21 protein-coding genes and 1 tRNA gene are annotated in these 25,040 nt (G+C 40.2%); 8 read left to right on the forward strand and 14 right to left on the reverse strand.

Features of this window, described 5'->3' with window-relative positions; all coding sequences use genetic code 11:
- Positions 1–67: 67 nt before the first annotated feature.
- The 3 genes from QL986_RS09705 to QL986_RS09715 all read right to left on the reverse strand — a co-directional run bounded on the left by QL986_RS09705 (position 68) and on the right by QL986_RS09715 (position 2,762).
- A tRNA-Val gene (locus QL986_RS09705) sits at positions 68–144 on the reverse strand.
- Positions 145–379: 235 nt separating this feature from the next.
- Positions 380–1,429 carry a DUF3080 family protein gene (locus tag QL986_RS09710; protein ID WP_290191492.1) on the reverse strand — a complete coding sequence of 350 codons (1,050 nt, stop codon included), beginning with the start codon at positions 1,427–1,429 and terminating at the stop codon, positions 380–382.
- A complete protein-coding gene (locus tag QL986_RS09715) occupies positions 1,407–2,762 on the reverse strand; it encodes an MATE family efflux transporter (protein ID WP_138765514.1) in 1,356 nt (451 codons plus the stop codon). The genes QL986_RS09710 and QL986_RS09715 overlap by 23 nt, the downstream gene beginning before the upstream one ends.
- Before the next feature lie 192 nt (positions 2,763–2,954).
- Here QL986_RS09715 and QL986_RS09720 point away from each other — a divergent pair, with 192 nt between their 5' ends.
- Positions 2,955–3,581: a riboflavin synthase gene (locus tag QL986_RS09720; protein WP_028835882.1), complete on the forward strand. Its 627-nt coding sequence runs from the start codon at positions 2,955–2,957 to the stop codon at positions 3,579–3,581.
- Here the strand turns inward: QL986_RS09720 and QL986_RS09725 are convergent.
- Both QL986_RS09725 and QL986_RS09730 read right to left on the reverse strand, forming a co-directional pair.
- Complete coding sequence (locus tag QL986_RS09725) at positions 3,578–3,781, reverse strand: CPXCG motif-containing cysteine-rich protein (protein ID WP_008464077.1); 204 nt, start codon at positions 3,779–3,781, stop codon at positions 3,578–3,580. The genes QL986_RS09720 and QL986_RS09725 overlap by 4 nt on opposite strands.
- A gap of 213 nt (positions 3,782–3,994) precedes the next feature.
- Positions 3,995–4,864, reverse strand: a complete 870-nt coding sequence (locus QL986_RS09730; RefSeq protein ID WP_028835881.1) for a fructosamine kinase family protein — start codon at positions 4,862–4,864, stop codon at positions 3,995–3,997.
- A 122-nt stretch (positions 4,865–4,986) separates the two neighbouring features.
- Here QL986_RS09730 and QL986_RS09735 point away from each other — a divergent pair, with 122 nt between their 5' ends.
- On the forward strand, positions 4,987–5,679 hold the full coding sequence (locus tag QL986_RS09735; RefSeq protein WP_013464744.1) for a hypothetical protein: 693 nt from the start codon (positions 4,987–4,989) through the stop codon (positions 5,677–5,679).
- Positions 5,680–5,776: 97 nt separating this feature from the next.
- On the opposite strand, the gene QL986_RS09740 is transcribed toward QL986_RS09735, so the two are convergent.
- Positions 5,777–6,139 carry a DUF3718 domain-containing protein gene (locus QL986_RS09740; RefSeq protein ID WP_215522084.1) on the reverse strand — a complete coding sequence of 121 codons (363 nt, stop codon included), beginning with the start codon at positions 6,137–6,139 and terminating at the stop codon, positions 5,777–5,779.
- A gap of 443 nt (positions 6,140–6,582) precedes the next feature.
- On the opposite strand from QL986_RS09740, the gene QL986_RS09745 reads away from it, so the two are divergent.
- From QL986_RS09745 to QL986_RS09755, 3 genes are all read left to right on the forward strand, one after another.
- Positions 6,583–7,368, forward strand: a complete 786-nt coding sequence (locus QL986_RS09745) for a hypothetical protein (RefSeq protein ID WP_013464747.1) — start codon at positions 6,583–6,585, stop codon at positions 7,366–7,368.
- A gap of 100 nt (positions 7,369–7,468) precedes the next feature.
- Positions 7,469–8,851 (forward strand): amidohydrolase, encoded by a 1,383-nt coding sequence (locus QL986_RS09750; RefSeq protein WP_290191493.1) that lies wholly within the window; start codon positions 7,469–7,471, stop codon positions 8,849–8,851.
- 12 nt (positions 8,852–8,863) lie between these two features.
- Entirely contained in the window at positions 8,864–10,105 is a 1,242-nt protein-coding gene (locus tag QL986_RS09755; protein WP_064663102.1) for an amidohydrolase family protein, read from the forward strand.
- A gap of 158 nt (positions 10,106–10,263) precedes the next feature.
- Here the strand turns inward: QL986_RS09755 and QL986_RS09760 are convergent, their stop codons facing one another.
- Both QL986_RS09760 and cspD read right to left on the reverse strand, forming a co-directional pair.
- Positions 10,264–12,486, reverse strand: coding sequence for an NADP-dependent isocitrate dehydrogenase (locus QL986_RS09760; protein ID WP_013464750.1), 2,223 nt, complete (start codon positions 12,484–12,486; stop codon positions 10,264–10,266).
- Between the two features lie 453 nt (positions 12,487–12,939).
- Positions 12,940–13,158, reverse strand: a complete 219-nt coding sequence (gene cspD / locus QL986_RS09765) for a cold shock domain-containing protein CspD (RefSeq protein ID WP_013464751.1) — start codon at positions 13,156–13,158, stop codon at positions 12,940–12,942.
- A gap of 209 nt (positions 13,159–13,367) precedes the next feature.
- Here cspD and clpS point away from each other — a divergent pair, with 209 nt between their 5' ends.
- Positions 13,368–13,676: an ATP-dependent Clp protease adapter ClpS gene (clpS, locus tag QL986_RS09770; RefSeq protein ID WP_008110102.1), complete on the forward strand. Its 309-nt coding sequence runs from the start codon at positions 13,368–13,370 to the stop codon at positions 13,674–13,676.
- A gap of 68 nt (positions 13,677–13,744) precedes the next feature.
- Complete coding sequence (gene clpA, locus QL986_RS09775; protein ID WP_016899877.1) at positions 13,745–16,006, forward strand: ATP-dependent Clp protease ATP-binding subunit ClpA; 2,262 nt, start codon at positions 13,745–13,747, stop codon at positions 16,004–16,006.
- A gap of 192 nt (positions 16,007–16,198) precedes the next feature.
- On the opposite strand, the gene infA is transcribed toward clpA, so the two are convergent.
- The 5 genes from infA to trxB form a co-directional block, all read right to left on the reverse strand.
- The gene (gene infA, locus QL986_RS09780; protein ID WP_002962494.1) at positions 16,199–16,417 is read right to left on the reverse strand and encodes a translation initiation factor IF-1; all 219 of its coding nucleotides are present in this window, start codon (positions 16,415–16,417) and stop codon (positions 16,199–16,201) included.
- A 90-nt stretch (positions 16,418–16,507) separates the two neighbouring features.
- Positions 16,508–17,212, reverse strand: a complete 705-nt coding sequence (locus QL986_RS09785) for an arginyltransferase (protein ID WP_013464754.1) — start codon at positions 17,210–17,212, stop codon at positions 16,508–16,510.
- Positions 17,205–17,921: a leucyl/phenylalanyl-tRNA--protein transferase gene (aat, locus tag QL986_RS09790; RefSeq protein ID WP_128583634.1), complete on the reverse strand. Its 717-nt coding sequence runs from the start codon at positions 17,919–17,921 to the stop codon at positions 17,205–17,207. Before aat ends, QL986_RS09785 begins: the two co-directional genes overlap by 8 nt.
- A 182-nt stretch (positions 17,922–18,103) precedes the next feature.
- A complete protein-coding gene (locus QL986_RS09795) occupies positions 18,104–20,917 on the reverse strand; it encodes a bifunctional aconitate hydratase 2/2-methylisocitrate dehydratase (RefSeq protein WP_128583633.1) in 2,814 nt (937 codons plus the stop codon).
- 306 nt (positions 20,918–21,223) lie between these two features.
- On the reverse strand, positions 21,224–22,174 hold the full coding sequence (trxB, locus tag QL986_RS09800) for a thioredoxin-disulfide reductase (RefSeq protein ID WP_008110078.1): 951 nt from the start codon (positions 22,172–22,174) through the stop codon (positions 21,224–21,226).
- 276 nt (positions 22,175–22,450) lie between these two features.
- On the opposite strand from trxB, the gene pssA reads away from it, so the two are divergent.
- Entirely contained in the window at positions 22,451–23,776 is a 1,326-nt protein-coding gene (gene pssA / locus QL986_RS09805; protein ID WP_028835872.1) for a CDP-diacylglycerol--serine O-phosphatidyltransferase, read from the forward strand.
- A gap of 118 nt (positions 23,777–23,894) precedes the next feature.
- Here pssA and ald read toward each other — a convergent pair whose 3' ends face one another.
- Entirely contained in the window at positions 23,895–25,016 is a 1,122-nt protein-coding gene (gene ald, locus QL986_RS09810; RefSeq protein ID WP_013464758.1) for an alanine dehydrogenase, read from the reverse strand.
- Positions 25,017–25,040 lie beyond the last annotated feature (24 nt).

Raw genomic sequence — 25,040 nt, forward strand, 5'->3', positions numbered from 1 at the left:
GGACCGGGTGATCAAGAGTAGGTAGTGCTTTTTCTTTCAACGTACTTTAATTAAATCTTTAAAAATTTGGTACGACTGAGTGGATTCGAACCACCGACCCCTACCATGTCAAGGTAGTGCTCTAACCAACTGAGCTACAGTCGTACTATGAGTTTACGTACTATTTAATTCGTCCATGAAGCTTCATCCTGTCGGCGTCCTGCCTCCACCTCGTTCGGCTGCGAAGCTTCGCTTCGGTCTAATCTCGCCCAACTGAGCTACAGTCGTACTTCTGTATTTAAGAATTGTTAATTGCTTAACAACGGTCGCTAATATATAGCGTGATGAGTGGTGAATCAAGCATGTTTATGGTTTTTAAGTTTATTTGCCGTTTTTTTATTCATATTGGACTGATTTCGCACGCTTTATAAAATTTTTGCCACCAGATAACATGCTCTTTTGCTGACGCTTTTAGCTGAGAGAGTAAGTTGTTAGAATTTGGGTCAAGTAGGGCATTTACCGCTTCACTACTCACTGCTTGATTAAACCATAGCTGCATATAAAGCGGCTGCAATGTTTCTAAATACCCGCTCAGCTGTGCTTGATAAGGCTGTATTTGTTTTAAATAATATTTATTAAATATATTACTGACAATTTTAGCCTGCTGCTTGTTTTTCCCTTTAGGGCAGATATCTTCTACTACTAATGAATTTACAAACTGGGTTGCTGTATGATTTAAGCTAATTTGTTCTCGCGCAGCTTGAATAAGCTGTTGGTCAAATTTGTATCTGTTGAGCGGTTCAAGCGCTGACAAAATATCATCGCTGTTTATTGCCATACTCCCTTTAGTTTCTATTTGGTGTTTAATGGTCGTTAGCTTTTTAAGCGCCTCAACCGTGTCACTAAACCCAGCCGGTTGGGTGCTGAGTTCTTGGCCAGTTAGCTGCCAAGTGCTGCTCAGTTCAGGTTCACTATATAAAACATTATTAAAATAATGAGTGAGTTGAGTTTGTTTTTGGTTTTTTGCCGCTGTAATTTTACTGTGAACGTTGCTTTGTTTATCTAAGGTGTTTAAACAGTTTTGCGCGCTTTGAATAAAATCTATTTGGTACTTCAATTTACTAGCAGCGGTGGCTGTTTTGCCTAATTGATTATTATGCTCGCTTATCAGAACGTTAAGTTTACATTGGCTAATACCAGCTAGTTCAGTTATGCCAATTTTAATCGCAGGTTGCAACGCTTCAACTGGCTTTACTAAGGCTAATTGTTGCAGTGGCTTTGTGTGTGGCTCAGGCGTTTGTAAGGTATTACTCAAGCGAGACAAATAGGTTTTATTTGCCTCACTGGGCTGCTCTGAGCAGCCCAAAAGCACCATACAACATGCCGCCAATAACCAATTAAGCGGCAGTTTGGTATAGATTGATTGTTTAAGAGAGAATAAATGGTTCACGTTTAAATCGCCTATGAACGGTCAGCATCAGTAGTATAGCTGCAACTGATAAGCCAACGATAATACCTATCCAAAAACCATGAGGGCCCATTGCTGGCACTATCATGTCTGTTCTTGCTAATACGTAGCCTAAACTAAAGCCGATTAACCAATAAGAAATAAAAGTGATATAAGAAATTGGGGCTGTGTGTTTTAAACCACGTAAAATACCGTTTGCAGCTACTTGTAATGCATCAGGAAGTTGGTAAATACAGGCTAAAATCATAATTGATGAAGCAAGCGCTAGTACCGCAGGGCTATCGCTATATAATTGGCTAATCACATCACGCCCTATAAATGTAATAAAAGCGATAAACAACGCAACCATAGCCGCCATAATATAACTTGTCGATACCGCTACTTTTAATTGATCTAAATGATTTTGCCCAAATAAATTACCAATTCGTATGCTAATGGCAATTGAGAGGCTCAGAGGCATCATAAATAATAATGCAGTCACACTGGCTGCAATTTGATGGCCAGACACAGCCACCGCACCCAAATGCGCAATAAACAGGGGAATACAGGCAAACAAGGTCACTTCAAAAAAAGTAGCGAGTGAAATAGGAATACCGAGTTTGGTAATAATACCAATGGTTTTAAAATTGGGTTTTTCAAAGCCAGTTAATAAGCCTTTGGCATCTATTTTTTTACTCAGCTGGCAATAAGTAACTTGCGCAATAGCCATTACAGTAAATACCAGTGCGGTGGCAATACCACAGCCAGCGCCCCCAAATGCGGGTAGACCAAATAAGCCCTTAATAAAAATATAATTGAGTGGGATATTTACCGCAAGTCCGAGTAGGCTGATATAAAACGCAGGCTTGGTCATCCCCATGCCTTCGGTCATATTTCTATACACGGTAAAAATTAAAAAACCAAATACACCCCATTTAACAAAATGAATGTAATCAAAAGCAAGTCCCGCAATCGCCGGGCTAGTATCAAGCTGTAAAATAACGGTGTTGGCAAGCTGGGCAGCACAAAAACCTGCAATACTTAACAGGAGCGTTAAATAAAGCGCTTGCTGAAAATAATGGCTAATGCCGTTGCGGTCTTTAGCACCCGCAAATTGAGCAATAACTCCCGTTAGGGCTAATAAAATACCTTGTATTGCTAATAAAATTGGGTTCCATATTCCTGTAGCGATTGACAGTGCAGCGAGATCGGTTGGACTCACTTGTCCGGCCATAATGGTATCAACCACTGACATTAATACTAAGGTCACTTGTGCTAAAAAAACGGGAAAGGCGAGGGAAAGTAAACGTTTAGCTTCCCAACTACAAAAAGTCATAAAAAACAGCTATTCAGAAAAACATAGGCGCATTGTAATCTATTGTGATTGCTCTATCTATGTAGACAATCAGCGAATCTATTAAATTGCTGCATAAGCTTACTTTTGTTGCGAATAAAAGTGCTATTAAGTGAATTATTTTAGCGATTGATACGTTAAACTAGCACTTTGTTAGAAAGAGAAGCGATTTTTATGTTTACCGGTATTATTCAAACTCAAGCAACAGTAGTCTCTAGAACCCATACGCAGGGTGTATTACGTTTAGTCGTTTCTGTTAATGAGCAATACGTAAAGCATTTAGACTTAGGTGCTAGCATCGCTATAAATGGTTGCTGCTTAACGGTAGTTAAAGTAGAGCTTAGTAACCAAGATGTAGTGGCTCAAGTGCATTTTGATGTTATTGACGAAACTTTGCAGCTTACTAACCTTGGACAACTGGAATTGGGTAGTTTAGTCAATTACGAGCGTTCTGTGTCGTTTGGTACTGAGCTGGGTGGGCACATAGTCTCTGGTCATATTCATTGTACTGCCAAAATAGTGCAAATAGTTAAACTAGAAAATAACTACAAAATGCAGCTTAGCCTTCCAAAAAAATGGCAAAAATATGTTTTATACAAAGGGTTTGTATCTATTAATGGCGCCAGTTTAACGGTTGGCAATATTGATGAGCATGGCTTTTGGTTACACTTAATACCAGAAACACTCGATATTACTAATTTAGGTGCAGCCGTTGTAGGTGATGAATTTAATATAGAAGTTGATCAGCAAACATACACTATTATAAACACCGTCGAAAACTACATGCGCCAACATAGCTAAAATATTTGTTCGTCATCGCTGTCCACGTGTAACTCTAACTTATTACGTGCATAATCTATATGCATATTTAAATGAATTAGATTACAGCAAGCACTGCATTCTTCATAGTAGTCTTGGTCGCCCATACTGGCATCAAGGTCTAAATGAATATGGTGTCCACAATGTGGGCAGGCGATACGTTGTGATAAAAAGTCTTTCATAACACCCCCTTAAAAATTAAGTTATTTTACCTAGATAGCACATAACGGCTTAACACTAAGTAGCTTGAACTCTGACTAAATGATTTACTCATATTGAGCTATCAGCAGTGATTTATTACAAATAAACTCAATGCAATTAGCGCTAAAAATAACGCTTGAATAGATTTATTTTTTAGAGTTCAAGTATAAGTATAGTGCTTATATTTTGTTTACTCATTTATTTAAGTTTAGTAGTTTTTCAACGTGTTCTTTAGCCTGATTTAAGTAATGGCCAGCATAAATATTGGCATGGTTTAAAATAGGGTAAAGCTGATAAATAAGCTTGCGATGTTGGTAGTTCTGAGCGAGAGGGTAACGGTGATCATAAGCGCTATAAAATTCATCGGGTAATGGGGCAAAAAGCTCACTCATAGCAATATCGACCTCCCGATCACCGTAATAGCAGGCAGGGTCAAATAGGGTCGGAATATTATTTACAAATCCCATGTTTCCGCGCCAAAAGTCGCCATGTAATAACGAGGGCAAAACATGATGATTATGCAGTTGCTCTTTTACTAAATTTATCAGTTGTTCGGGGTCTGCCAGCACAATGTCTTTTTCAGCTAATAGCTGTAATTGCCAACCAATACGTTCTTCTGCAAAAAATACATCCCATTTTTTATGCCATTGATTTGGTTGAGGCGTAGAGCTTAAATAATTGTCTGTATCAAAACCAAACATCGCTTGCTCGTGTTTTTGATGTAACATGGCAAGGTGTTCACCCATCGTTGACCAATGCGTGTGGGGAAGGTCATCAAGTGTAAGCCACTCTAATACAATAAACGCATATTCTATATTGGCGCCAGTTGTAATACAGTCGGGCACCATAAATATACTGTTTTGAGTGAGTTGTTTTAAGCCCTGTGCTTGTGCTTCAAAGCGATCGAGCTCATTCTTTTGCGCAATTTTAACTAAATAATTGTGCTTGCCATCACTTATATGGAAAAGCTTATCGGTTGATGTGTTTTGCAACTGACGTTTATGGGTGTGTTTAAAATCGTAATGGATAGCTTGGCTGATCTGTTGATTGATTGTTTTCCACATAACAATTGCTCACCTTTTAAACCTATAAATAAACTATGGCAAAAAGGGATTAAATAAACAAATTAATCGGTGTAAAATTAAGACTATCAATTTCTAATACAAATCACTGAAATGGAATAAAAATGAATAAAAGTTTTATCACTAACTTATTGGCAGCGTGTTGTGTTGTTATTGGTTTTGTATTTGATCAAGCCATTGTACTTTCGGTGGGCTTATTTGCACTCTCTGGTGCGGTTACAAACTTACTCGCTATTCATATGCTATTTGAAAAAGTCCCGTTTTTATATGGATCGGGGGTGATTGCGCTCAAGTTTGAAAGCTTTAAAGTAGCTATAAGAAATTTAATACTTACGGAGTTCTTTTCTGAGCATAAAATAGACAAGCTTCTAAGCAAGGCGCAGCCAACGATAGACTTTGAATCGGTAATTGAAAAGGTAGATTTAAATCCTGCATTCGATAATTTATTAGTGGTGATAGAGCAATCACAATTTGGCAGCATGCTGGCAATGTTTGGCGGTACAGAGGCGGTAGAGCCAATGCGAGAAAAATTTATCGAAAAAATGCAATTATCACTGGTACAAATAAGCGACACCGACGATTTTAAAATGCTACTAAGCGACATGCTTACTCAAGGAAATAACGCGGAAAGCTTACATAATACGGTACTTAAATTAGTGGATGAACGCCTAGATGAACTCACCCCTAAAATGGTAAAAGAAATTATTCAAACCATGATCCGTGAGCATTTAGGTTGGCTCGTTGTATGGGGTGGGGTATTTGGTGGCTTGTTTGGTTTGTTGGCAGCGCTTATTTAATAATAAATACACGTTAAGCAGGTACTAAGCCCTGCTTAACGTGTTTGATTCGTGTAAATTGAACGTATTAAAACCGATTTCCTAGTCATAATTTAGGTTATTTAGATCCCGCCATAATAACCACCATCGGTTTATTTACCTTTGCCAAATCCCTTATTGATGTGCTGGTGGTAGCCTCAATATTGAAAAAGCGTGCAGATTTGTCTAAATCATAAAGCGCTACAAAATCATTCATTGATAAATCATTGCAGCGTAATTTTTTGCCAATTACATGCTTGTTGGTATGGAGCTCTTTAATTGTTTTGTGCAGTGTCAGTTGTTTGTTAGATGCAACGGCCATGCAAACTTGTGTACCGGGTGATGAATCAGCGGCAACAAAAGTGGTTGCCATTACAGGCGCTGTTAATGTTGCTGCGCCCAATAATACAGTTGAATATAGAGTTGCTTTGAAAGAAATCATAGTATTTGCCTCTTTGTTTATGTGCAACTTAAGTATTGTTTAATGTAGCCAGAATGTTGTTAACTGAATGGGGCAAGCTGTAAGAAGATGTGTATATAAATTATGCAATTTTGTAGGTGTATGAAAAGTTGTTCATAAGTAACCTGAACTATGGATAATAAATCTATCTCAAGCAGCTATTTTCAGCGCTAACTGCGTTGAATTTACTTGCAATAGGCCCGCTATTGACGCGAAAATTCGCCTTGTTTTCACTGTAAATTTCTAGCTGGAGAAAACGAACTAAATTATTAATATAATTCAATATGTTAGTAAATCTCTTAACCAAAGTTCAGGTTAAGTAATTTATTTTTGACACACTTTAGCGTTTTCATACTGAAATATTTTTTCAGACTGTTATTATCGCGCCCTAAATTTGTGGCATTTTATATTTTTGGAGCGCAATTGTGAATAAAACGTTAGCCAGTTACTACCAGCAAGCTTATGCGTGTGAGCAACAGCATTTTAACCAATGTTTTTATTGCGGGTGTGAGGCAACAGAGCGCGATCATTGCCCACCATTGCACATGTTACAGAGTATTATTGATTTAGGCGAAGAAGCAGATTTTGTTGCTATTGCGGCTTGTTATGAATGCCATGCATTACTTCATAATGAACGCTTAATGACCATTGATGAGCGTTTTAGTAAGCTTAAAAAGAAACTATCAAATAAATACGCCAAGCCCTTACGTGTGTACAACATGTGGGAAGAAAGCGAGCTTGGCGACATGAGCGATGAATTTGCGCACAGCATTCAAGCGGGCATGAAACTCGGTAAAGAAGCGGCTGAGCGACTCGCCTTTACAGGGTTTAGTTATGCCACTGAAGAAGCGCGCGTTACGGTGCGCGAAAAAACCAAAGAGTTTGATGTAGAAGGCACCGTATTTACCGACTTTAAAGAAGCGCTTAACTATTGCATTACTGTATTAAAAGTACAAAAAAGTGATTTTTATAAAATTTTAGTCGAGGATTATCAAGGCGATTTTAATAAGGCATTGAGCCAATACAGGCATCGTCATGATAAAGTCACCGCCGCAAAAGATGGTAATACATTAATTAAAGATTTTTCAAAATTACATAAGCAAAATTCGGATTTTGTAACCCGAACGGTTAAACACTTTATTAGTAAAGATCCATCGCTCACCACAGAAGGGGCACTGGATAAGCTTTATAACAATTATATAAAAAAATAATTACAGAAACTCACCTTAAATAACCGCCTTTTCACCTGTTTTTTTAGCTTTATGCGTTTGCTTTCGCTAAAGTAGTAAAAAAACAGGAGAACCTAAAAACATGCAAAAATTTGCTCCCTCATTGTTAGCTGTTGGTTTAGCAGTGGCTCTTGTTGGTTGCCAAGAAAGCGGCCCGCAAGATGCAAAAGTAACCATTAATAAAAACCCATACCCAAGTACTTATCAACCCGTTGCTACATCAAGCACATTAATTACCAATGCCACTGTATTAACGGGCACGGGTGAGCGTTTAGATGAAGCCGATGTATTACTTGTTGATGGTAAAGTACATCAAGTTGGTAAAGATTTAACCGCTAACGCAGACACCACTATCGATGCGCAAGGCAAATGGGTAACACCAGGTATTATTGATGTTCACTCTCATTTAGGTGCTTATCCAAATCCGTCGGTTGAGTCTCACCAAGATGGCAACGAAATGACTAGCCCAAATACAGCAGAAGTATGGGTTGAGCATTCAATTTGGCCACAAGATCCAGGTTTTAATCGCGCACGTGAAGGCGGTATTACCTCGTTACAAATTTTACCAGGTTCAGCTAATTTATTTGGTGGACGTGGCGTTACCCTTAAAAATGTACCGGCTCACACCATGCAAGGGATGAAGTTTCCTGATGCACCATACGGTTTAAAAATGGCGTGTGGTGAAAACCCTAAACGCGTTTATGGCCGTAAAGGTGAATTACCGATGACACGTATGGGTAATATGGCAGGCTATCGCACAGCTTGGATTGGCGCTCAAGAGTACAAACGTGCTTGGGACAAATACGATGCTGATTACGCTGCGGGTAAAAACCCAGAAGCTCCACACCGCGATATTAAATACGATACCCTTCGCGGTGTTTTAGAAGGTGAGGTTCGTATTCACAATCACTGTTATAAAGCTGAAGAAATGGCGATGATGATCGACCTTTCTAAAGAGTTTAATTACCATGCGGGTACATTCCATCACGGTATTGAAGCCTATAAAATCGCAGATTTACTGGCTGAAAATGGCTCGTGTGCAGCACTTTGGCCAGACTGGTGGGGCTTTAAAATGGAAGCCTACGATATGGTACAAGAGAACGTAGCGATTGTTGATGCAGTTAAAAACTCATGTGCCGTTGTGCATTCAGACTCAGACACGACCATTCAGCGCTTAAATCAAGAAGCCGCAAAAGTAATGTACAGTGCAAACCAAAATGGTTTTGATATTTCTGAGCAGCATGCAATTAAGTGGATCACGGCTAATGCCGCTAAATCACTCGGCATTGAAGATAAAACAGGCTCACTTGAAGCAGGTAAACAAGCTGATGTGGTTATTTGGAATCAAAGCCCATTTAGCGTTTACGCAAAAGCAGAGCAAGTGTTTGTTGATGGCGCAAAAGTTTACGATAGAAACGATAGCGCATTCCAAGCACAAAGTGATTTTATGTTAGGTCAACAATAAGGAGCACCCAGAATGAAAAAATTATCACGTTCGTTTTCGCTTTCTCTGGTTGCTGCAGGGTTACTAGCATCGGGTGCGGTGAGCGCTCAATCTCTTGCTATAATTAATGCAAAACTGCATACATCCTCAGATCAAGGCGTATTAGAGTCTGCCAGCATCGTAATGAATGATGGCAAAATCACTGCAATTAATCCTAGCGATGTTAAAGCAGATAAAATTATTGATGCCAAAGGTCAAATCGTGACCCCTGGTTTTATTGCCACTGTAAATCAACTTGGTTTAGTTGAAGTAGGTGCGGTTGCGGGCTCTCGCGATGCGGGAGAAGAAAAAGCAGGTATTGATTTTGATGCAAGCTTGGCATTTAACCCTCGTTCAAGCCTAATCCCTTATGCACGTAAAGGCGGTGTTACTCGCGATTTGATCACCCCGTACGGCGGTGACAGCATATTTGCAGGCCTTGCCAGTGTGGTGGATTTAAGCGGCAGCTTTGAAAGCGTAAACAAAAAGCAAGCGGCATTAGTGGTTCATTTGGGTGAGCGAAGCAAAGGCTCTCGTGCATTTACATTGCAAACACTGATCAATAAGTTAGATGAGCACCAAACTAAAGCAAGCAAAGAAGCTAAAAAAGACGATGCTAAGCCAAGTGCTGAAGATAAAATAATGGCTAAAGTACTAAAAGGCGATATGCCATTACTAATTAGTGTGTCGCGTGCATCGGATATTGTTGAACTTATAAAAGTGAAACAGCAGTTTGGGGTAAATATTGTTCTTAATGGTGCGCAAGATGCCGTTGTAGTTAAAGATCGAATCGCAAAAGCGGGTATTCCTGTGATCATCAGTGCAATGGATAACTTACCAGGCAGTTTTGATTCATTACATGCAAGCCTAAATAATGCCGGCATACTAGAAAAAGCAGGTGTTAAAGTACTTTTAACTGTGGGTGGCGATGCCAGTCATAATGTTTACCAGCTCCGCTATGATGCCGGTAATGCAGTGTCTTACGGTATGAGCCAGCAAGGCGCATTAAAAGCGATGACTTCAAATGTGGCTGATGTATTTGGTATTAATGCTGGTAGCTTAGAAGTGGGTAAAGCCGCTGATGTTGTAATGTGGAGTAATGACCCGTTTGAGCTGAGCAGCCACGTAAATAAAATGTTTATTAATGGGGTTGAGGTAAGTACTGAATCTCGCCAAGATAAACTGCGTGAGCGCTATACAACAGAATCAAACATGCCACGTGCATACACTAAATAAACTTGTTTAGTTGAATATAAAAGGCCGCATTAGCGGCCTTTTTTATGAACAGCTTTTACTTATACCAATCTGCAAAGTAAACCACTTAAATAAGCGAATTGGTATTAGGCACAAAAAAAAGGCGCTCTTTGGAGCGCCTTTTCATTCATTTAATGGATTTATACCAGTTTAGATAAAATCTCGTTAAATGTTGTGCTTGGGCGCATTGCTTTAAAAGCTGCATCGTCATTTGGCTGGAAGTATCCGCCAATGTCCATTGCTGGGCCCTGTGCATCGTTTAGCTCGCTAACAATTTGCTCTTTGTTAGTTTCAAGGTCGCTAGCAATTTGCGTAAACTGCGCTTTAAGCTCGCTGTCATCATTTTGCTTAGCAAGTTCTTGTGCCCAGAATAAAGATAAGAAGAAATGAGAACCACGGTTATCAATCTCTTTTACTTTACGTGAAGGCGACTTGTTTTCAGCTAAGAATGTGCCGGTAGCTTTATCAAGTGTATCTGCAAGTACTTGTGCTTTTTTGTTACCTGTTGTTGTGCTTAGGTGCTCAAGTGACGCAGCAAGTGCTAAGAATTCACCTAAAGAATCCCAACGTAAGTGGTTTTCTTTCTCAAATTGTTGAACGTGCTTAGGTGCAGAGCCACCCGCACCAGTTTCAAATAAACCACCGCCATTCATTAGTGGCACAATTGAAAGCATTTTAGCACTGGTACCCAATTCTAAAATTGGGAATAAATCTGTTAAATAATCACGTAACACGTTACCCGTTACAGAAATTGTGTCTTTACCTTCTTTGATGCGTGCTAGTGAGAACAAGGTTGCATCCATTGGCGATAAAATTTGAATATCTAGGCCAGCAGTGTCGTGATCTGGCAGGTATTTATTTACTTTTTTGATTAGCTCAGCATCGTGTGCACGTTCTGCATCTAACCAGAAAATAGCCGGATTACCTGTTGCGCGAGCGCGGTTTACTGCAAGTTTAACCCAATCTTGAATAGGTGCATCTTTAACCTGACACATGCGCCAGATATCGCCTTTCTCAACACTGTGCTCAAGTAACGTATTACCGTTTGTGTCTACAACACGGATAGTACCGTCAGCTTTTGCTTCAAATGTTTTATCGTGTGAGCCGTACTCTTCTGCTTTTTGAGCCATAAGGCCAACGTTTGGTACGCTACCCATAGTCGTAGGATCAAATGCACCGTGCTCTTTACAAAAATCAATCGTTGCTTGGTAAACGCCAGAGTAACAACGATCTGGAATTACAAAGCTTGTGTCTTGTAATTTATCGTCTTTATTCCACATTTGACCGCTTGAACGAATTGCAGCAGGCATAGAGGCATCGATGATCACATCACTTGGTACGTGTAAGTTTGTAATACCACGATGAGAATCAACCATTGCGATAGCAGGGCGGTCAGCGTAAACAGCTTGAATGTCAGCTTCAATTTCTTCGCGCTTAGCGTCATCTAAAGTTTGAATTTTAGAGTACACATCGCCTAAACCGTTATTTACATCAACACCTAGCTCTTCAAAAAGTGCACCGTGTTTTGCAAAAACGTCTTTGTAAAATACTTTTACAGCGTGACCAAAGATGATTGGATCAGATACTTTCATCATGGTCGCTTTCATATGAAGCGAAAATAACACGCCTTTTTCTTTAGCTGCATTAATTTCAGCTTCAAGGAATGCTTGTAATTTTGCAGCACTAATACGTGATGCATCAATAACTTCACCAGCAAGTAGCGGTGTGCTTTGCTTAAGTACAGTGATATCGCCATTAGCCGCTACGTGTTCAATACGAACATCCGTTGCTTCATCAACAGTTAGTGATTGCTCTGAACCAAAGAAGTCACCTTCTTCCATGCTTGCAACATAAGACTGTGAATCTTTGCTCCATGCCCCCATTGAATGTGGGTTATTACGTGCATATTCTTTTACTGAACTTGGTGCGCGACGGTCAGAGTTACCTTCACGAAGTACAGGGTTTACTGCACTGCCTTTAATTTTGTCATAGGCGGCTTGAATCGCTTTTTCTTCATCGTTTTTAGGTTCTACAGGGTATTCTGGAAGTGCATAACCTTTTTCTTGAAGCTCTTTAATTACAGCGCGAAGTTGTGGAACTGAGGCACTGATGTTCGGTAATTTAATGATATTAGCTTCTGGTGTTTTCGCCATTTCGCCAAGTTCTGCAAGTGCATCACCAATGCGTTGTTCTTCTGTTAGGTAATCCGGGAAGCTCGCAATAACACGACCAGCGAGTGAGATGTCGCGTGTTTCAACTTCAACACCTGCCGCATTTGTGTACGCTTGGATAATTGGTAACAACGAATACGTTGCTAATGCCGGAGCTTCGTCCGTTTTTGTATAGATAATTTTTGATGTCATCATCATTCCTAGATAGTAGGCCGCATTGGCCAAATTCAACAATGCAAAGAAATCATCGCCTAATACCTTATAAATAAAGTATTAATGTATGCAATGAGTAGTCTGTTAGGTGTTGGTACTCGTATAACCTAAACAAGGTAAGAATAATCACACCTGACGGACTAGTGTCTTTTATAACTAAAATTTATGTAAATCTAAACTAGCCATTAGGCTAAAGTAATTACGTTTTACAGGATAAAGAGTGTAACAAGCTTGGCTAAAAAGGGCTAGGATTACGCGCCAAACGCCAGCAGTTAAACATCTAATAATGAAATTATTGGGGTAGATAAAATAAAATCAAGGAGTGGGGTTGAATTAACGAACAATGAAGCAATTAATATAGAAGTGGTTAGGGGTTTTAGGGAATTAAGCGAGGATCTAAATAGGTCGCTCGCTTTAGTCTCATATTTACAATCACTCTAAAATATCGCCGTTAGGGGCTATATTAGTAGCGTGTAGACCTTTAGGGCCTTGTTGTAATTCGAAGGTAACATCTTGACCAGCTTTAAGCGTCTTGTATCCGTCCATTACAATAGTGGAGTAATGAGCAAAAATGTCGTTCTCGCAACCGTCTTCTACGATGAAACCAAAACCTTTGGCGTTGTTGAACCATTTGACTTTACCACAAGCCATACTTCTACATCCTTCTATAAGTTGACTAATTTAGTTATCCTAAACTGTATTGTTTGCTAGACTGACTAAGGTTTAATCAATCACCATTTGACTGTAGTTTATTTAAGCAACCAGTCAAGTGTTTTGGGTTATTTTTTAACATTTTATTTATTTTTTTATTCAAGTTTGCTTGAGTTACAAAGACAAGACTATATTTAATTATGAGTGGTATGAAAGATTCTGGTGTTATCGACACCGTTCGCGATAGTGAAAAGCAAAAGTTGCAGCCACCGCGAAAATATAAAGTTGTGTTAAACAACGATGATTACACGCCGATGGATTTTGTAATTGAGATCTTGATGACGTTTTTTAATATGGATAGCGATAGAGCAACTGATGTGATGCTGCAAATACATCAGCAAGGTAAGGGCATTTGTGGTGTTTACAGCGCCGATGTAGCACATACCAAGGCTGAGCAAGTTAACCGCTACTCAAGGGATAACGAGCATCCACTGCTATGTAGTTGTGAGCAGGAATAAATACCACAAAGGTGAACTTTCATCTTTGAAGTGCGGTATAAAATTATTATCTCTGTAAGGGGTTGCCAATGCTAAATAAAGACTTAGAACTAACTTTGAACACCGCGTTTCGTGAAGCGCGTACACGTCGTCATGAGTTTATGACCGTAGAGCATCTTTTATTAGCTCTACTCGATAATCCATCAGCTGGAGAAGCGCTTAATGCGTGTGGTGTTGACATTTCTGGATTAAAAACAGAGTTACTTGAATTTATTGATGAAACCACACCGGTTATTCCTGATTTAGAAGAAGAACGCGAAACTCAACCAACGCTTGGTTTTCAGCGTGTATTACAGCGCGCGGTATTTCATGTGCAATCTTCGGGAAAAAATGAAGTGACTGGTGTAAATGTGCTGGTGGCTATTTTTTCTGAGCAAGAAAGCCAAGCAGTTTATTTACTTAAAAAGAATGATATTTCTCGCCTTGATATTGTTAATTTTATTTCTCATGGGATTGCCAAAGGTGACGACGAATTAGGCGATGATACTGACGATATACATGAAGAAGTGCAAGAAGTTGCCAGTGAAGAAGCGAGTAAGCTCGACAGCTTCACCACTAATCTCAACATACAAGCCAAAGAGGGCAACATTGACCCTCTAGTTGGTCGCGACAGCGAAGTAGAACGCACCGTACAGGTGTTGTGTCGTCGTAAAAAGAACAACCCATTACTGGTTGGTGAAGCCGGCGTGGGTAAAACCGCCATCGCTGAGGGTTTAGCGTATCGAATTGTTAACGAACAAGTGCCTGAAGTTATTGCTGATGCGGTTGTTTACTCATTAGATATGGGCGCTTTGCTTGCCGGTACTAAATACCGAGGCGATTTTGAGAAGCGCTTTAAAAGCTTATTAAAAGAGCTGCAAGCTAAACCAGGCTCTATTTTATTTATAGATGAAATTCATACCATTATCGGTGCAGGTGCTGCATCGGGTGGGGTAATGGATGCCTCAAACTTAATTAAACCGCTACTTTCCAGTGGACAATTACGGTGTATGGGTTCTACCACTTATGGTGAGTACAAAAATATTTTTGAGAAAGACCGTGCCTTGGTACGTCGCTTTCAAAAAATTGATGTGCTTGAGCCCAGTGTGGAAGACACCACTAAAATTCTTAACGGCTTAAAAGAGCGTTATGAAGCACACCATGGTATTCGTTACACGCAAAAAGCGTTGAAGGCGGCAGCCGAGCTTAGCGCTAAGTACATTAACGAACGTCATCTGCCTGATAAAGCGATTGATGTTATTGATGAAGCGGGTGCAAGCCAACGCTTGTTACCTACCTCTAAACGTAAAAAAACGATTGGTGTTTCTGATATCGAGCTGATTGTGTCAAAAATGGCGCGTATCCCGCCACAAAATGTATCATCGTCTGATAAAGAAACGCTGAAAAACTTAGACCGTAACTTAAAAATGTTAGTGTTTGGGCAAGATCAGTCTATTGATGCATTAACTTCTGCCATTCGTTTGTCGCGTTCAGGTTTAGCGAATGAGAACAAACCGGTTGGTTCGTTCTTATTTGCAGGCCCAACGGGGGTCGGTAAAACTGAGGTTACCAAGCAACTAGCTAAGTGTATGGGCGTTGAGTTTATTCGTTTTGATATGTCTGAATATGTTGAGCGCCATGCGGTGAGCCGTTTAATTGGTGCGCCTCCGGGTTATGTTGGTTTTGAACAAGGCGGCTTACTAACAGAAGCGGTCATTAAAAATCCACACGCTGTTGTACTTTTGGATGAGATTGAAAAAGCCCATCCAGATATCTACAACATTTTATTGCAAGTTATGGATCACGGTACGCTAACTGATAATAATGGTCGTAAAGCCGACTTTAGAAACGTCGTAGTCGTGATGACCACTAATGCCGGCGTGCAAGAAACCACACGTAAGTCGATTGGCTTTAGTGAGCAAGACCATACGCACGATGCAATGGGTGAAATTAATAAAGTATTTTCACCAGAATTTAGAAACCGCTTAGATAACATTATTTGGTTTAATCACCTCGATAAAGAAGTTATTTTACAAGTGGTTGATAAGTTTGTTGTGGAGCTTCAAGCGCAACTAGACAAGAAATCAGTTAATCTTGAGCTGACGTCTAAAGCACGTGAATGGTTGGCTGACAAAGGCTATGACAAAGCAATGGGCGCACGTCCTATGGCACGTGTTATTCAGGAAGACCTTAAAAAGCAATTGGCAAACGAAATATTGTTTGGTGAGCTAATTTCTGGCGGTACGGTAAAAGTATCGGTTAAAGATAAAAAGCTGCGTTTTGATTACGAAAGTGATTTAACCCCAGCCTAATGGTCGTTATACAAAAGCCTGCTTTGCGCAGGCTTTTTTATTTGCCTAAGAAATAGACAACAAAAAACCCAGCAAAGGCTGGGTTTTTTGTTTATTAAATGTAATTACTGGCGAGTATCCATTAATTACATTTAATAAACGCTTAAAGCTAGTTTGCACTAGCCAAAAACTAAATCTCGTTTACGCACTTACTTAGCGAGCACGGAATACGATACGACCTTTCGATAAATCGTAAGGAGTCATTTCTACCGTTACTTTATCGCCGGTTAAAATACGGATATAGTTTTTGCGCATTTTACCTGAAATATGAGCCACAACTACGTGACCATTTTCTAGCTCAACTCGGAACATTGTATTTGGTAAAGTATCAAGGACTGTCCCTTGCATTTCGATTACGTCTTCTTTCGCCATGTTTAGCGTAACACCTCTTTAATAGTTAAACGCTGCAGATTTTGCCCAAAATACGCCAATAAGTAAAGGCGCAGGGGCTATTTTTGTAAATTAAATAGCCAGCCACTGGTCATTGCACTGTTTTTGAGCAGGTAAAAACTGCGTTTTATAGTTCATTTTGTCGCATTCATCTATTTGATAGCCTAAATAAACAAATTGTTTTTGTTGTAGTTTAGCAAATTTAAGTTGCTGTAATATCATTACAGTGCCTAAACTAAAGTGCTCATAGTCAGGGTCAAAAAATGTATAAATTGCCGAAATAGCGTTGTCCATACAATCAGTTACAGCAACAGCCACTAAGTTATCTTGATCCCAAAGCTCTATAAAAGTAATGGTTAACCAACTACAAAACAAAAAGCTTTGAAATTGTGATTTATCAGGTGGATACATACTACCGTCTTGGTGGCGCAAGCTAATGTATTTACTGTAAAGTGGATAGTATTGTTCGCGTTCAACTTGAGAATATTTTACCTCAAAGCGGTTTTTTGCTTTGTTAAGTTTACGTTTTTGCGATTTTGTCGGCATAAACTCATCAGCTAAAACGCGCACAGAACTACACGCGCTGCAAATAGGGCAGTGCGGACGGTAAATTTGGTTACCACTGCGACGAAAGCCTAATCCTAATAACGACTCAAACTTGTTGCTGCTATAACAACTTGGGTCGAGTATCACCAGCAGTTGCTCTTGGCGATCAGGTAAATAACTGCATTCAAACGGTTGGCTTAGGCCTATACGAGCTGGAAGTTGTTCATTCATATATCGCGATTAGCTCCTGTGGCTGCCACATGCTGGCAGCTGGGGTGTAACACTGTGCTTTATTAAGTTTAGTTAAAAATTCTTCACGCGAAACCACGCTAGCACCTAACGACATTAAATAAGGGTTTTCTAATTGGCAATCAATAAAATGCGCATTATGGCGTTTAAGCCAATTAACTAGCGCCCACATAGCCAGTTTGGAGCAATTTGTTTGATGATGAAACATTGATTCACCACAAAAAACACCGGTTTGCATGATGCCATATAAGCCACCTGCAAGCTCTCCCTCGCGCCAAACTTCTAAACTATGAGCAAGGCCATGGTGATGGGCATTAATGTACGCCTGTTGCATTTGTGGGGTGATCCAGGTGCCATCGGTATCAATACGCTGATCGCGACATGCTTCTATCACTTCTTCAAAGGCATGGTTTATGGTTACGGTGACCGGGTGCTTTTTTAAATGTTTTCGTAGGCTTTTACTAACATGAAAATCATTTAGCTCAACAATACCGCGCTCACTAGGCGACCACCACATAATTGGCTCGTGCTCACTAAACCACGGAAAAATACCTTGGCTGTAGGCATTTTTTAATCGCGTTACCGATAAGCATCCACCAATGGCAAGTAAACCATCGGGATCATCTAATGCAAGGTTGGGATCAGGAAAAGCAAAGTGGCTTTGAGCGAGTTGATAGAGTTGTTTAGTCATAACACCGATTGAATAACTGCATGGTCAAGATAAAGTGTAACCTGTTGCTTTAAAATCACAAACCACAAATTATTGTGTCACTGCATAGGACTTACTTTCTAAGCGCTATTTTTGTTAGGCAAAAAAAAAGCGCGTTTAAAACGCGCTTTTAATTATTAGCTTAAAAAGTGTTAACTAATGGATTAGCTAACCACTTTTACAGGTACTGCTTGTCCAGCGTTGAACTTAGTTGTCATTGCTTCTTCAACAGGTGTAAACGAGGTAAGGTCAATACCTTCAACCGCAGACTTATACTCTTCGATAGTCGGGAAACGACCAAGTACAGTAGAAAGTACTACAACCGGCGTAGAACCTAGTAGTGACTCACCTTTTTTCTCAGATGTATCGGCTACTACACGGCCTTGGAACAGACGAGTTGATGTTGCGATAACAGTGTCACCAGGTTCTGCTTTTTCTTGGTTACCCATACATAAGTTACAACCAGGGCGTTCTAGGTATAGGATATTTTCATACTTAGTACGTGCCGCTGTTTTTGGTTTTTCATCGTCAAATTCAAAACCTGCGTATTTAGCAAGAATATCCCAGTCGCCTTCCGCTTTAAGCTCATCAACAATGTTGTATGTTGGTGGCGCAACAACTAATGGTGCTTTGAATGAGATAGAACCGTTTTTCTTTTCTAGGTTACGCAGCATATGAGCAATAATTTTCATATCGCCTTTGTGAACCATACACGAACCAACGAAACCTAAATCAACAGGTTTGTCGTTGTAAAAAGAAACAGGGCGGATCACATCGTGAGTATAACGCTTAGAAACATCATCGTTGTTCACGTCTGGATCGGCAATCATTGGCTCAACGATTTGGTCCAAATCAACCACAACTTCTGCGTGGTATTTAGCGTTGTCGTCTGGAGAAAGTGCTGGCTCTTCACCAGATTGAATACCTGCAATACGTTTGTCAGCTAAGTCGATTAGACCTTGTAGCGTTTGCGCTTCGTTATCCATACCTTTGTTGATCATGATTTGGATACGTGATTTAGCAAGTTCAATTGACTTAATTAGCGTTTCATCATTTGAAATACAGATTGACGCTTTCGCTTTCATTTCTGCAGTCCAGTCAGTGAAAGTAAACGCTTGGTCAGCCATTAGGGTACCAATATGCACTTCAATGATACGACCTTGGAATACGTTTTCGCCACCAAATTGCTTAAGCATTTGCGCTTGCGTTGCATGTACAACGTCGCGGAAATCCATGTGCTTAGCCATTTTGCCTTTAAACGTCACTTTAACTGAATCAGGAATCGGCATCGCTGATTCACCGGTTGCAAGTGCAACAGCAACAGTACCTGAATCGGCACCAAAGGCAACGCCTTTAGACATACGAGTATGCGAGTCACCACCGATGATGATAGCGCGATCATCAATTGTAATGTCGTTCAATACTTTGTGAATAACGTCAGTCATTGCATGGTAAACGCCTTTCGGGTCACGTGCAGTGATCAAACCAAACTTATTCATAAACGCCATTAGTTTAGGAATGTTAGCTTGTGCTTTGCTATCCCATACTGATGCAGTGTGACAACCAGACTGATAAGCACCATCAACAAGTGGTGAAATCGTTGAAGCCGCCATCGCTTCTAATTCTTGTGCTGTCATTGGACCGGTTGTATCTTGCGAACCAACGATGTTCACTTTAACGCGAACGTTTGAGCCTGCATGAAGTGGTGTATCAGATAGAACACCTACCGCATTACGGTTAAAGATTTTTTCAACCGCTGTTAAGCCTTGGCCTTCATGTGAAATTTCTTTTGAAGGTGCATACACAAGAGGAGTTTCAATGCCGAGCGTTTCAGCAGCAAACGTTTGTAGTTTCTTACCAAATACTACAGCGTAAGAACCACCAGCTTTCATGAATTCAACTTTTTGCGGTGTGAATGCTGATGAAATATCAACAAGCTCTTTATCACCGTTATAAAGTTTTTTCTCTTTAGTATTGATTGTTAGCACAGTACCAGTAGCAACAGAGTAGGCTTCTTCAAGCACTGCATCACCATTTGCATCAGTTACTGTATTGCCGTCTGCATCTACTTTTTTAACCCAGTTTTTAAGGTCAAGACCAATACCGCCAGTTACATCAACCGTTGTTAAGAAGATTGGTGCAATACCGTTAGTACCTGCAACAACAGGTGCAATGTTGATGAAAGGAACGTATGGACTTGCTTGTTTACCCGCCCAAAGTGCTACGTTATTCACACCAGACATACGTGATGAACCAACGCCCATGGTGCCTTTTTCAGCAATAAGCATTACTTTAGCGTTAGGGTGTTTCTTTTGAAGGGCAACAATTTCTTGTTGTGCTTCTTCAGTGATCATGCACTTACCGTGTAATTCACGGTCAGCACGCGAGTGTGCTTGGTTACCTGGAGACAGTAAATCAGTTGAGATGTCGCCTTCACCAGCAATGTAAGTTACTACTTCGATTTTTTCTTCGATGTCAGGTAGTTTTGTGAAGAATTCAGCTTTTGAGAAGCTCTCTAGTAATTCTTTAGCAATTGGGTTACCTGCTTCGTAGGCCGCTTTAATGCGCTCCATATCTGCATCGTATAAGAATACCTGAGTTTTCAGTACTTCTGCAGCTTGTGCTGCGATTTTTGCGTCATCAGCAAAGGCTAAATCAATTAGCATTTCAATCGATGGGCCGCCTTTCATGTGTGAAAGCAGTTCAAATGCAAATTCTGGAGTGATCTCTGCAACGTGCTCTTCACCTAAAATGATTTCTTTTAGAAACTGTGCTTTAACGCCCGCAGCACTGGTTGTTCCAGGTAAAGTATTAAAAATAAAGAAATGCAGTGAATCTTTACGGTGCTCGTTATTAGTATCTTTAATTTGATTAATTATTTCTGATACTAGTTCAGCGCTATCGATTGGTTGTGGGCTTAATCCAAGCTCCGTTTTACGGGTTTGGATTTCTTCCATATATTTTGTATACAAACTCATAGAAAACTCTCGGTAATTTACTTGATATGAAGTTAAGCATTTTAACTGATTTTACAGTTTCTAGTAATGCCTAAATGAATAAAGCTTTTATTCCTGACGATAATTATAGCTAGTTTTACTTATATAATTTGACGGTATTTGTTGCTCACCCTTAGATCCTATCGTACCTGAGCCATTAATTGTATAAATAAGACTAATTTCAACTATAAGCCTAGTGAATGTTGGTGCGAGTGCAATTATTTCGGGCGTAATGTTTGGGCACAAAAAAGGGCTGAAAATTCAGCCCCAAAAGTATGCTATGTATGCTTATAGGTTATCTAAAAAGCGTTCTGCATCAAGTGCAGCCATACAGCCAGTACCGGCAGAGGTGATAGCTTGACGGTAAATATGATCAGACACATCACCGGCAGCAAATACGCCTGGCACACTTGTTTGAGTTGCATTACCGTTAAGACCAGATTCAACTACTAAGTAGCCGTCTTTCATTTCTAGCTGACCTTCAAACATATCGGTGTTTGGCTTATGGCCAATGGCAATAAACACACCCGCTAAATCAAGTTCTTCAGTAGCATCTGATGCCACATCTTTAATGCGAACGCCGGTAACGCCCATTTGGTCACCAAGCACTTCATCGAGTGTACGGTTGTAGTGCATGACAACGTTACCGTTTGCTGCTTTTTCAGCAAGGCGGTCAGCAAGAATCTTTTCACTACGGAAACTATCACGACGGTGAATAACATGAACTTCATCAGCAATGTTAGATAGGTATAACGCTTCTTCAACCGCTGTATTACCACCGCCAACAACCGCTACTTTTTGACCTTTATAGAAAAAGCCATCACAGGTTGCACAAGCTGAAACGCCGCGACCTTGGAAATTAGTCTCAGACTCTAAGCCTAAATATTTAGCAGAGGCACCTGTTGCAATGATTAAAGCATCACAGGTGTAAGTACCTTGGTCACCGGTTAGTGTGAAAGGGCGCTTAGATACGTCAACTTTGTTGATGTGGTCGAACACAATTTCAGTTTCAAAGCGTTCTGCATGCTCTTTCATACGATCCATTAATGCAGGGCCGGTTAAACCGTGTGCATCGCCAGGCCAGTTTTCAACTTCAGTAGTGGTTGTTAGCTGGCCACCTTGTTGAATACCTGTAATTAAAACAGGGTTTAAATTAGCACGTGCAGCGTAAACTGCAGCTGTATAGCCTGCAGGGCCCGAACCTAAAATAAGTAACTTACAATGTTTTGCTTCAGTCATGATTTTTTCCTAAACGTTTAATACGGTTTTAATGCGCCCGATTCTAAGAAAAACAAGCAGGAAGTAAATAAAAGATGAGATTATTTTTTTTCGCAAATTCCGAAGCTGTTCATTAATGTGTACTAGTAAATGACTTATAGGCAGTGCTCGACTAATAAATAGACTGTTAGTCAATAAAACGACGTTTATTCATGACCAGCCTGATTTTTTTTGTTATCTTTTAACTAATTTTGATTTGTCACTGCTTAATTATGTGACCTAAGTGAATAGGCAACTATGTTATTTTGGCAAGAGAAACCCGCATTTGGGTTGACTTCAAAAGACGTTAACGTCTTAACCAATGCGCAAGAATACCGTACGCAATTGTTAGATTTAATTGCCAACGCAAAAAAACGAATTTATATCACCACACTCTACTTACAAGATGATGAAGCGGGTCGTGAAATATTAGCTGCACTACACAGTGCTTCGTTAGCTAATCCTGCGCTTGAGATAAAAGTATTGGTGGATTTTCATCGTGCGCAACGCGGTTTAATTGGAGCTGAAAAGTCAGAGGGCAATGCAAGCTTATATTGCGACGATTTAGAAAAATTTAATTCAAACGTTCAAGTGTATGGTGTCCCCGTAAAGGCAAAAGAACTGTTTGGGGTGTTGCATTTAAAAGGCTTTGTTATTGACGACACACTGCTCTACAGCGGTGCCAGTTTAAATAATGTGTATTTGCAATATAGCGACCGATACCGGCTCGATCGCTACTTTTTAGTATCGCAAAGCGAATTATGTGACTCAGTAGTCGATTTTATCGAATCAACTTTATTAAGCTCTGAAGCGGTACCAAGAATTGATCAACGACCGCTTAAACGTATGGCTGACTTTAAGCTTGAACAAAAGCAACTTATGCGTGAGCTTAAATCGGCAAGTTATAAAAATGCGCAAGAGTTTAATACCCATGCAATGGGTATTCGTTTATTTTTAGGGTTAGGCCGTCGTAATAACGAGCTCAATCGCTTAATTAAAGCGTTATTTGATACCACCGAGCAAGAATTGGTGTTATACACGCCGTATTTTAATTTTCCAGCGCCTTTAATGCGCTCTTTACGTCGCTTATTAAAGCAAGGTAAGCAGGTGACTATTGTGGTGGGCGATAAAACCGCAAACGATTTTTACCTGCCACCTAGCGAGCCATTTAGTAAAATTGGTGCACTGCCTTATTTATACGAAACTATTTTGCACAAGTTTGTAAAATCGCAAAAACGCCACATAGATAATGGCAACCTAAACGTATACCTGTGGAAACACGAGAGTAACTCGTTCCATCTAAAAGGGATTTGCTGCGACCGTAAAGTGCATTTACTTAGCGGGCATAACCTAAATCCGCGCGCGTGGGGGCTCGATATCGAAAATGGCATCCTGATAGAAGATCCTGAGCAAACGATAATGCGCGACATTGATAATGAACGCCAAGAGATTTTAAAGCATTGTCGTCGTTTAACCGGTCCAAATGATTTAGAAACCATGGACGATTACCCGCAGCCGGTGAAAAAACTGCTTGGTCAAGCTAAGCGCGTAAAAGTCGATTTTATTATTAAACGATTTATATAATACGAGGGTCTGTTGACCACAGACCCTAAAATTTAGATACAAAAAAAGCAGCTAATTAGCTGCTTTTTTAATGCTTATACCTAAATAATGACTTAGGTATAAGCGGTAACTATTATTGTTACGCGTTTTCTACTGCAGTACGTGGGTCAACATATTCCATGTTGAACGCTTCAGCTACTTCTTTGTATGTTACTTGGCCTTTAATTACGTTTAAGCCTTTTAAGAAGTGAGCGTCATCTAGTAGTGCTTTTTTGTAACCTTTGTTTGCAAGGTTAATGATGAACGGTAATGTTGCATTATTAAGTGCAAACGTAGATGTACGTGGAACAGCACCAGGCATGTTAGCAACACAGTAGTGAACAACTTCATCAACGATGAAAGTAGGATCAGCGTGCGTAGTTGCTTTAGAGGTTGCAATACAACCACCTTGGTCAATCGCAACATCAACAATAGCAGCACCTGGCTTCATTGCTTTAATGTGTTCAGCAGTCACTAGTTTAGGTGCAGCAGCACCTGGGATAAGCACGCCACCAATTACTAGGTCAGCTTCTAGTACGTGCTTTTCAAGAGCGTCAGCTGTTGAGTAAATAGCTTTAACTTTGTTACCAAACTGTGCGTCTAGTGCACGTAGTACGTCGATGTTACGGTCAAGTACAACAACCTCAGCACCTAAGCCAACCGCCATTTGTGCAGCGCTACGACCAACCATGCCGCCACCAATAACAACAACTTTAGCTGGCTCAACGCCTGGTACACCACCTAGTAACATACCACGACCGTGGTTTGCTTTTTCTAGCGCTTGTGCACCTGCTTGAATAGACATACGGCCCGCTACTTCACTCATTGGTGCTAATAGTGGTAAACCGCCGCGTGCATCAGTCACTGTTTCATAAGCAATACAGATTGCTTTACTTTTAACAAGGTCTTCAGTTTGTGGAAGATCCGGTGCAAGGTGAAGGTAAGTGAAAAGAATTTGGTCTTCACGTAACATTGCACGTTCAACAGCTTGTGGCTCTTTTACCTTGATGATCATTTCTGCTTTTGCAAAAACGTCAGCAGCTGTTTCTAAAATTTCAGCACCTGCTTGAACATAATCATCATCTGTAAAACCAATGCCCATACCAGCGTTAGTTTCAACAATCACTTGGTGGCCGTGATTTACAAGTTCGCGAACACTCGCAGGAACCATACCTACACGGTACTCATGGTTTTTAATTTCTTTAGGTACACCAATAATCATAATTTTGCCTTGTTAGAACGGGAT

It is taken from the genome of Pseudoalteromonas sp. APC 3250 (assembly GCF_030407915.1).
Taxonomy (GTDB): Bacteria; Pseudomonadota; Gammaproteobacteria; order Enterobacterales; family Alteromonadaceae; genus Pseudoalteromonas; species Pseudoalteromonas tetraodonis.

Bases quoted from the DNA above. Each gene is read 5' to 3' on its own strand.
- QL986_RS09760 (WP_013464750.1), bottom strand. From the start codon at position 12,486: ATGACATCAAAAATTATCTATACAAAAACGGACGAAGCTCCGGCATTA.
- cspD (WP_013464751.1), bottom strand. From the start codon at position 13,158: ATGGCTTGTGGTAAAGTCAAATGGTTCAACAACGCCAAAGGTTTTGGT.
- QL986_RS09720 (WP_028835882.1), top strand. From the start codon at position 2,955: ATGTTTACCGGTATTATTCAAACTCAAGCAACAGTAGTCTCTAGAACC.
- pssA (WP_028835872.1), top strand. From the start codon at position 22,451: ATGTTATTTTGGCAAGAGAAACCCGCATTTGGGTTGACTTCAAAAGAC.
- QL986_RS09755 (WP_064663102.1), top strand. From the start codon at position 8,864: ATGAAAAAATTATCACGTTCGTTTTCGCTTTCTCTGGTTGCTGCAGGG.
- QL986_RS09750 (WP_290191493.1), top strand. From the start codon at position 7,469: ATGCAAAAATTTGCTCCCTCATTGTTAGCTGTTGGTTTAGCAGTGGCT.
- clpA (WP_016899877.1), top strand. From the start codon at position 13,745: ATGCTAAATAAAGACTTAGAACTAACTTTGAACACCGCGTTTCGTGAA.
- trxB (WP_008110078.1), bottom strand. From the start codon at position 22,174: ATGACTGAAGCAAAACATTGTAAGTTACTTATTTTAGGTTCGGGCCCT.
- clpS (WP_008110102.1), top strand. From the start codon at position 13,368: ATGAAAGATTCTGGTGTTATCGACACCGTTCGCGATAGTGAAAAGCAA.
- infA (WP_002962494.1), bottom strand. From the start codon at position 16,417: ATGGCGAAAGAAGACGTAATCGAAATGCAAGGGACAGTCCTTGATACT.
- QL986_RS09740 (WP_215522084.1), bottom strand. From the start codon at position 6,139: ATGATTTCTTTCAAAGCAACTCTATATTCAACTGTATTATTGGGCGCA.
- QL986_RS09715 (WP_138765514.1), bottom strand. From the start codon at position 2,762: ATGACTTTTTGTAGTTGGGAAGCTAAACGTTTACTTTCCCTCGCCTTT.
- QL986_RS09725 (WP_008464077.1), bottom strand. From the start codon at position 3,781: ATGAAAGACTTTTTATCACAACGTATCGCCTGCCCACATTGTGGACAC.
- aat (WP_128583634.1), bottom strand. From the start codon at position 17,921: ATGACTAAACAACTCTATCAACTCGCTCAAAGCCACTTTGCTTTTCCT.
- QL986_RS09735 (WP_013464744.1), top strand. From the start codon at position 4,987: ATGAATAAAAGTTTTATCACTAACTTATTGGCAGCGTGTTGTGTTGTT.
- QL986_RS09785 (WP_013464754.1), bottom strand. From the start codon at position 17,212: ATGAATGAACAACTTCCAGCTCGTATAGGCCTAAGCCAACCGTTTGAA.
- QL986_RS09730 (WP_028835881.1), bottom strand. From the start codon at position 4,864: ATGTGGAAAACAATCAATCAACAGATCAGCCAAGCTATCCATTACGAT.
- QL986_RS09795 (WP_128583633.1), bottom strand. From the start codon at position 20,917: ATGAGTTTGTATACAAAATATATGGAAGAAATCCAAACCCGTAAAACG.
- ald (WP_013464758.1), bottom strand. From the start codon at position 25,016: ATGATTATTGGTGTACCTAAAGAAATTAAAAACCATGAGTACCGTGTA.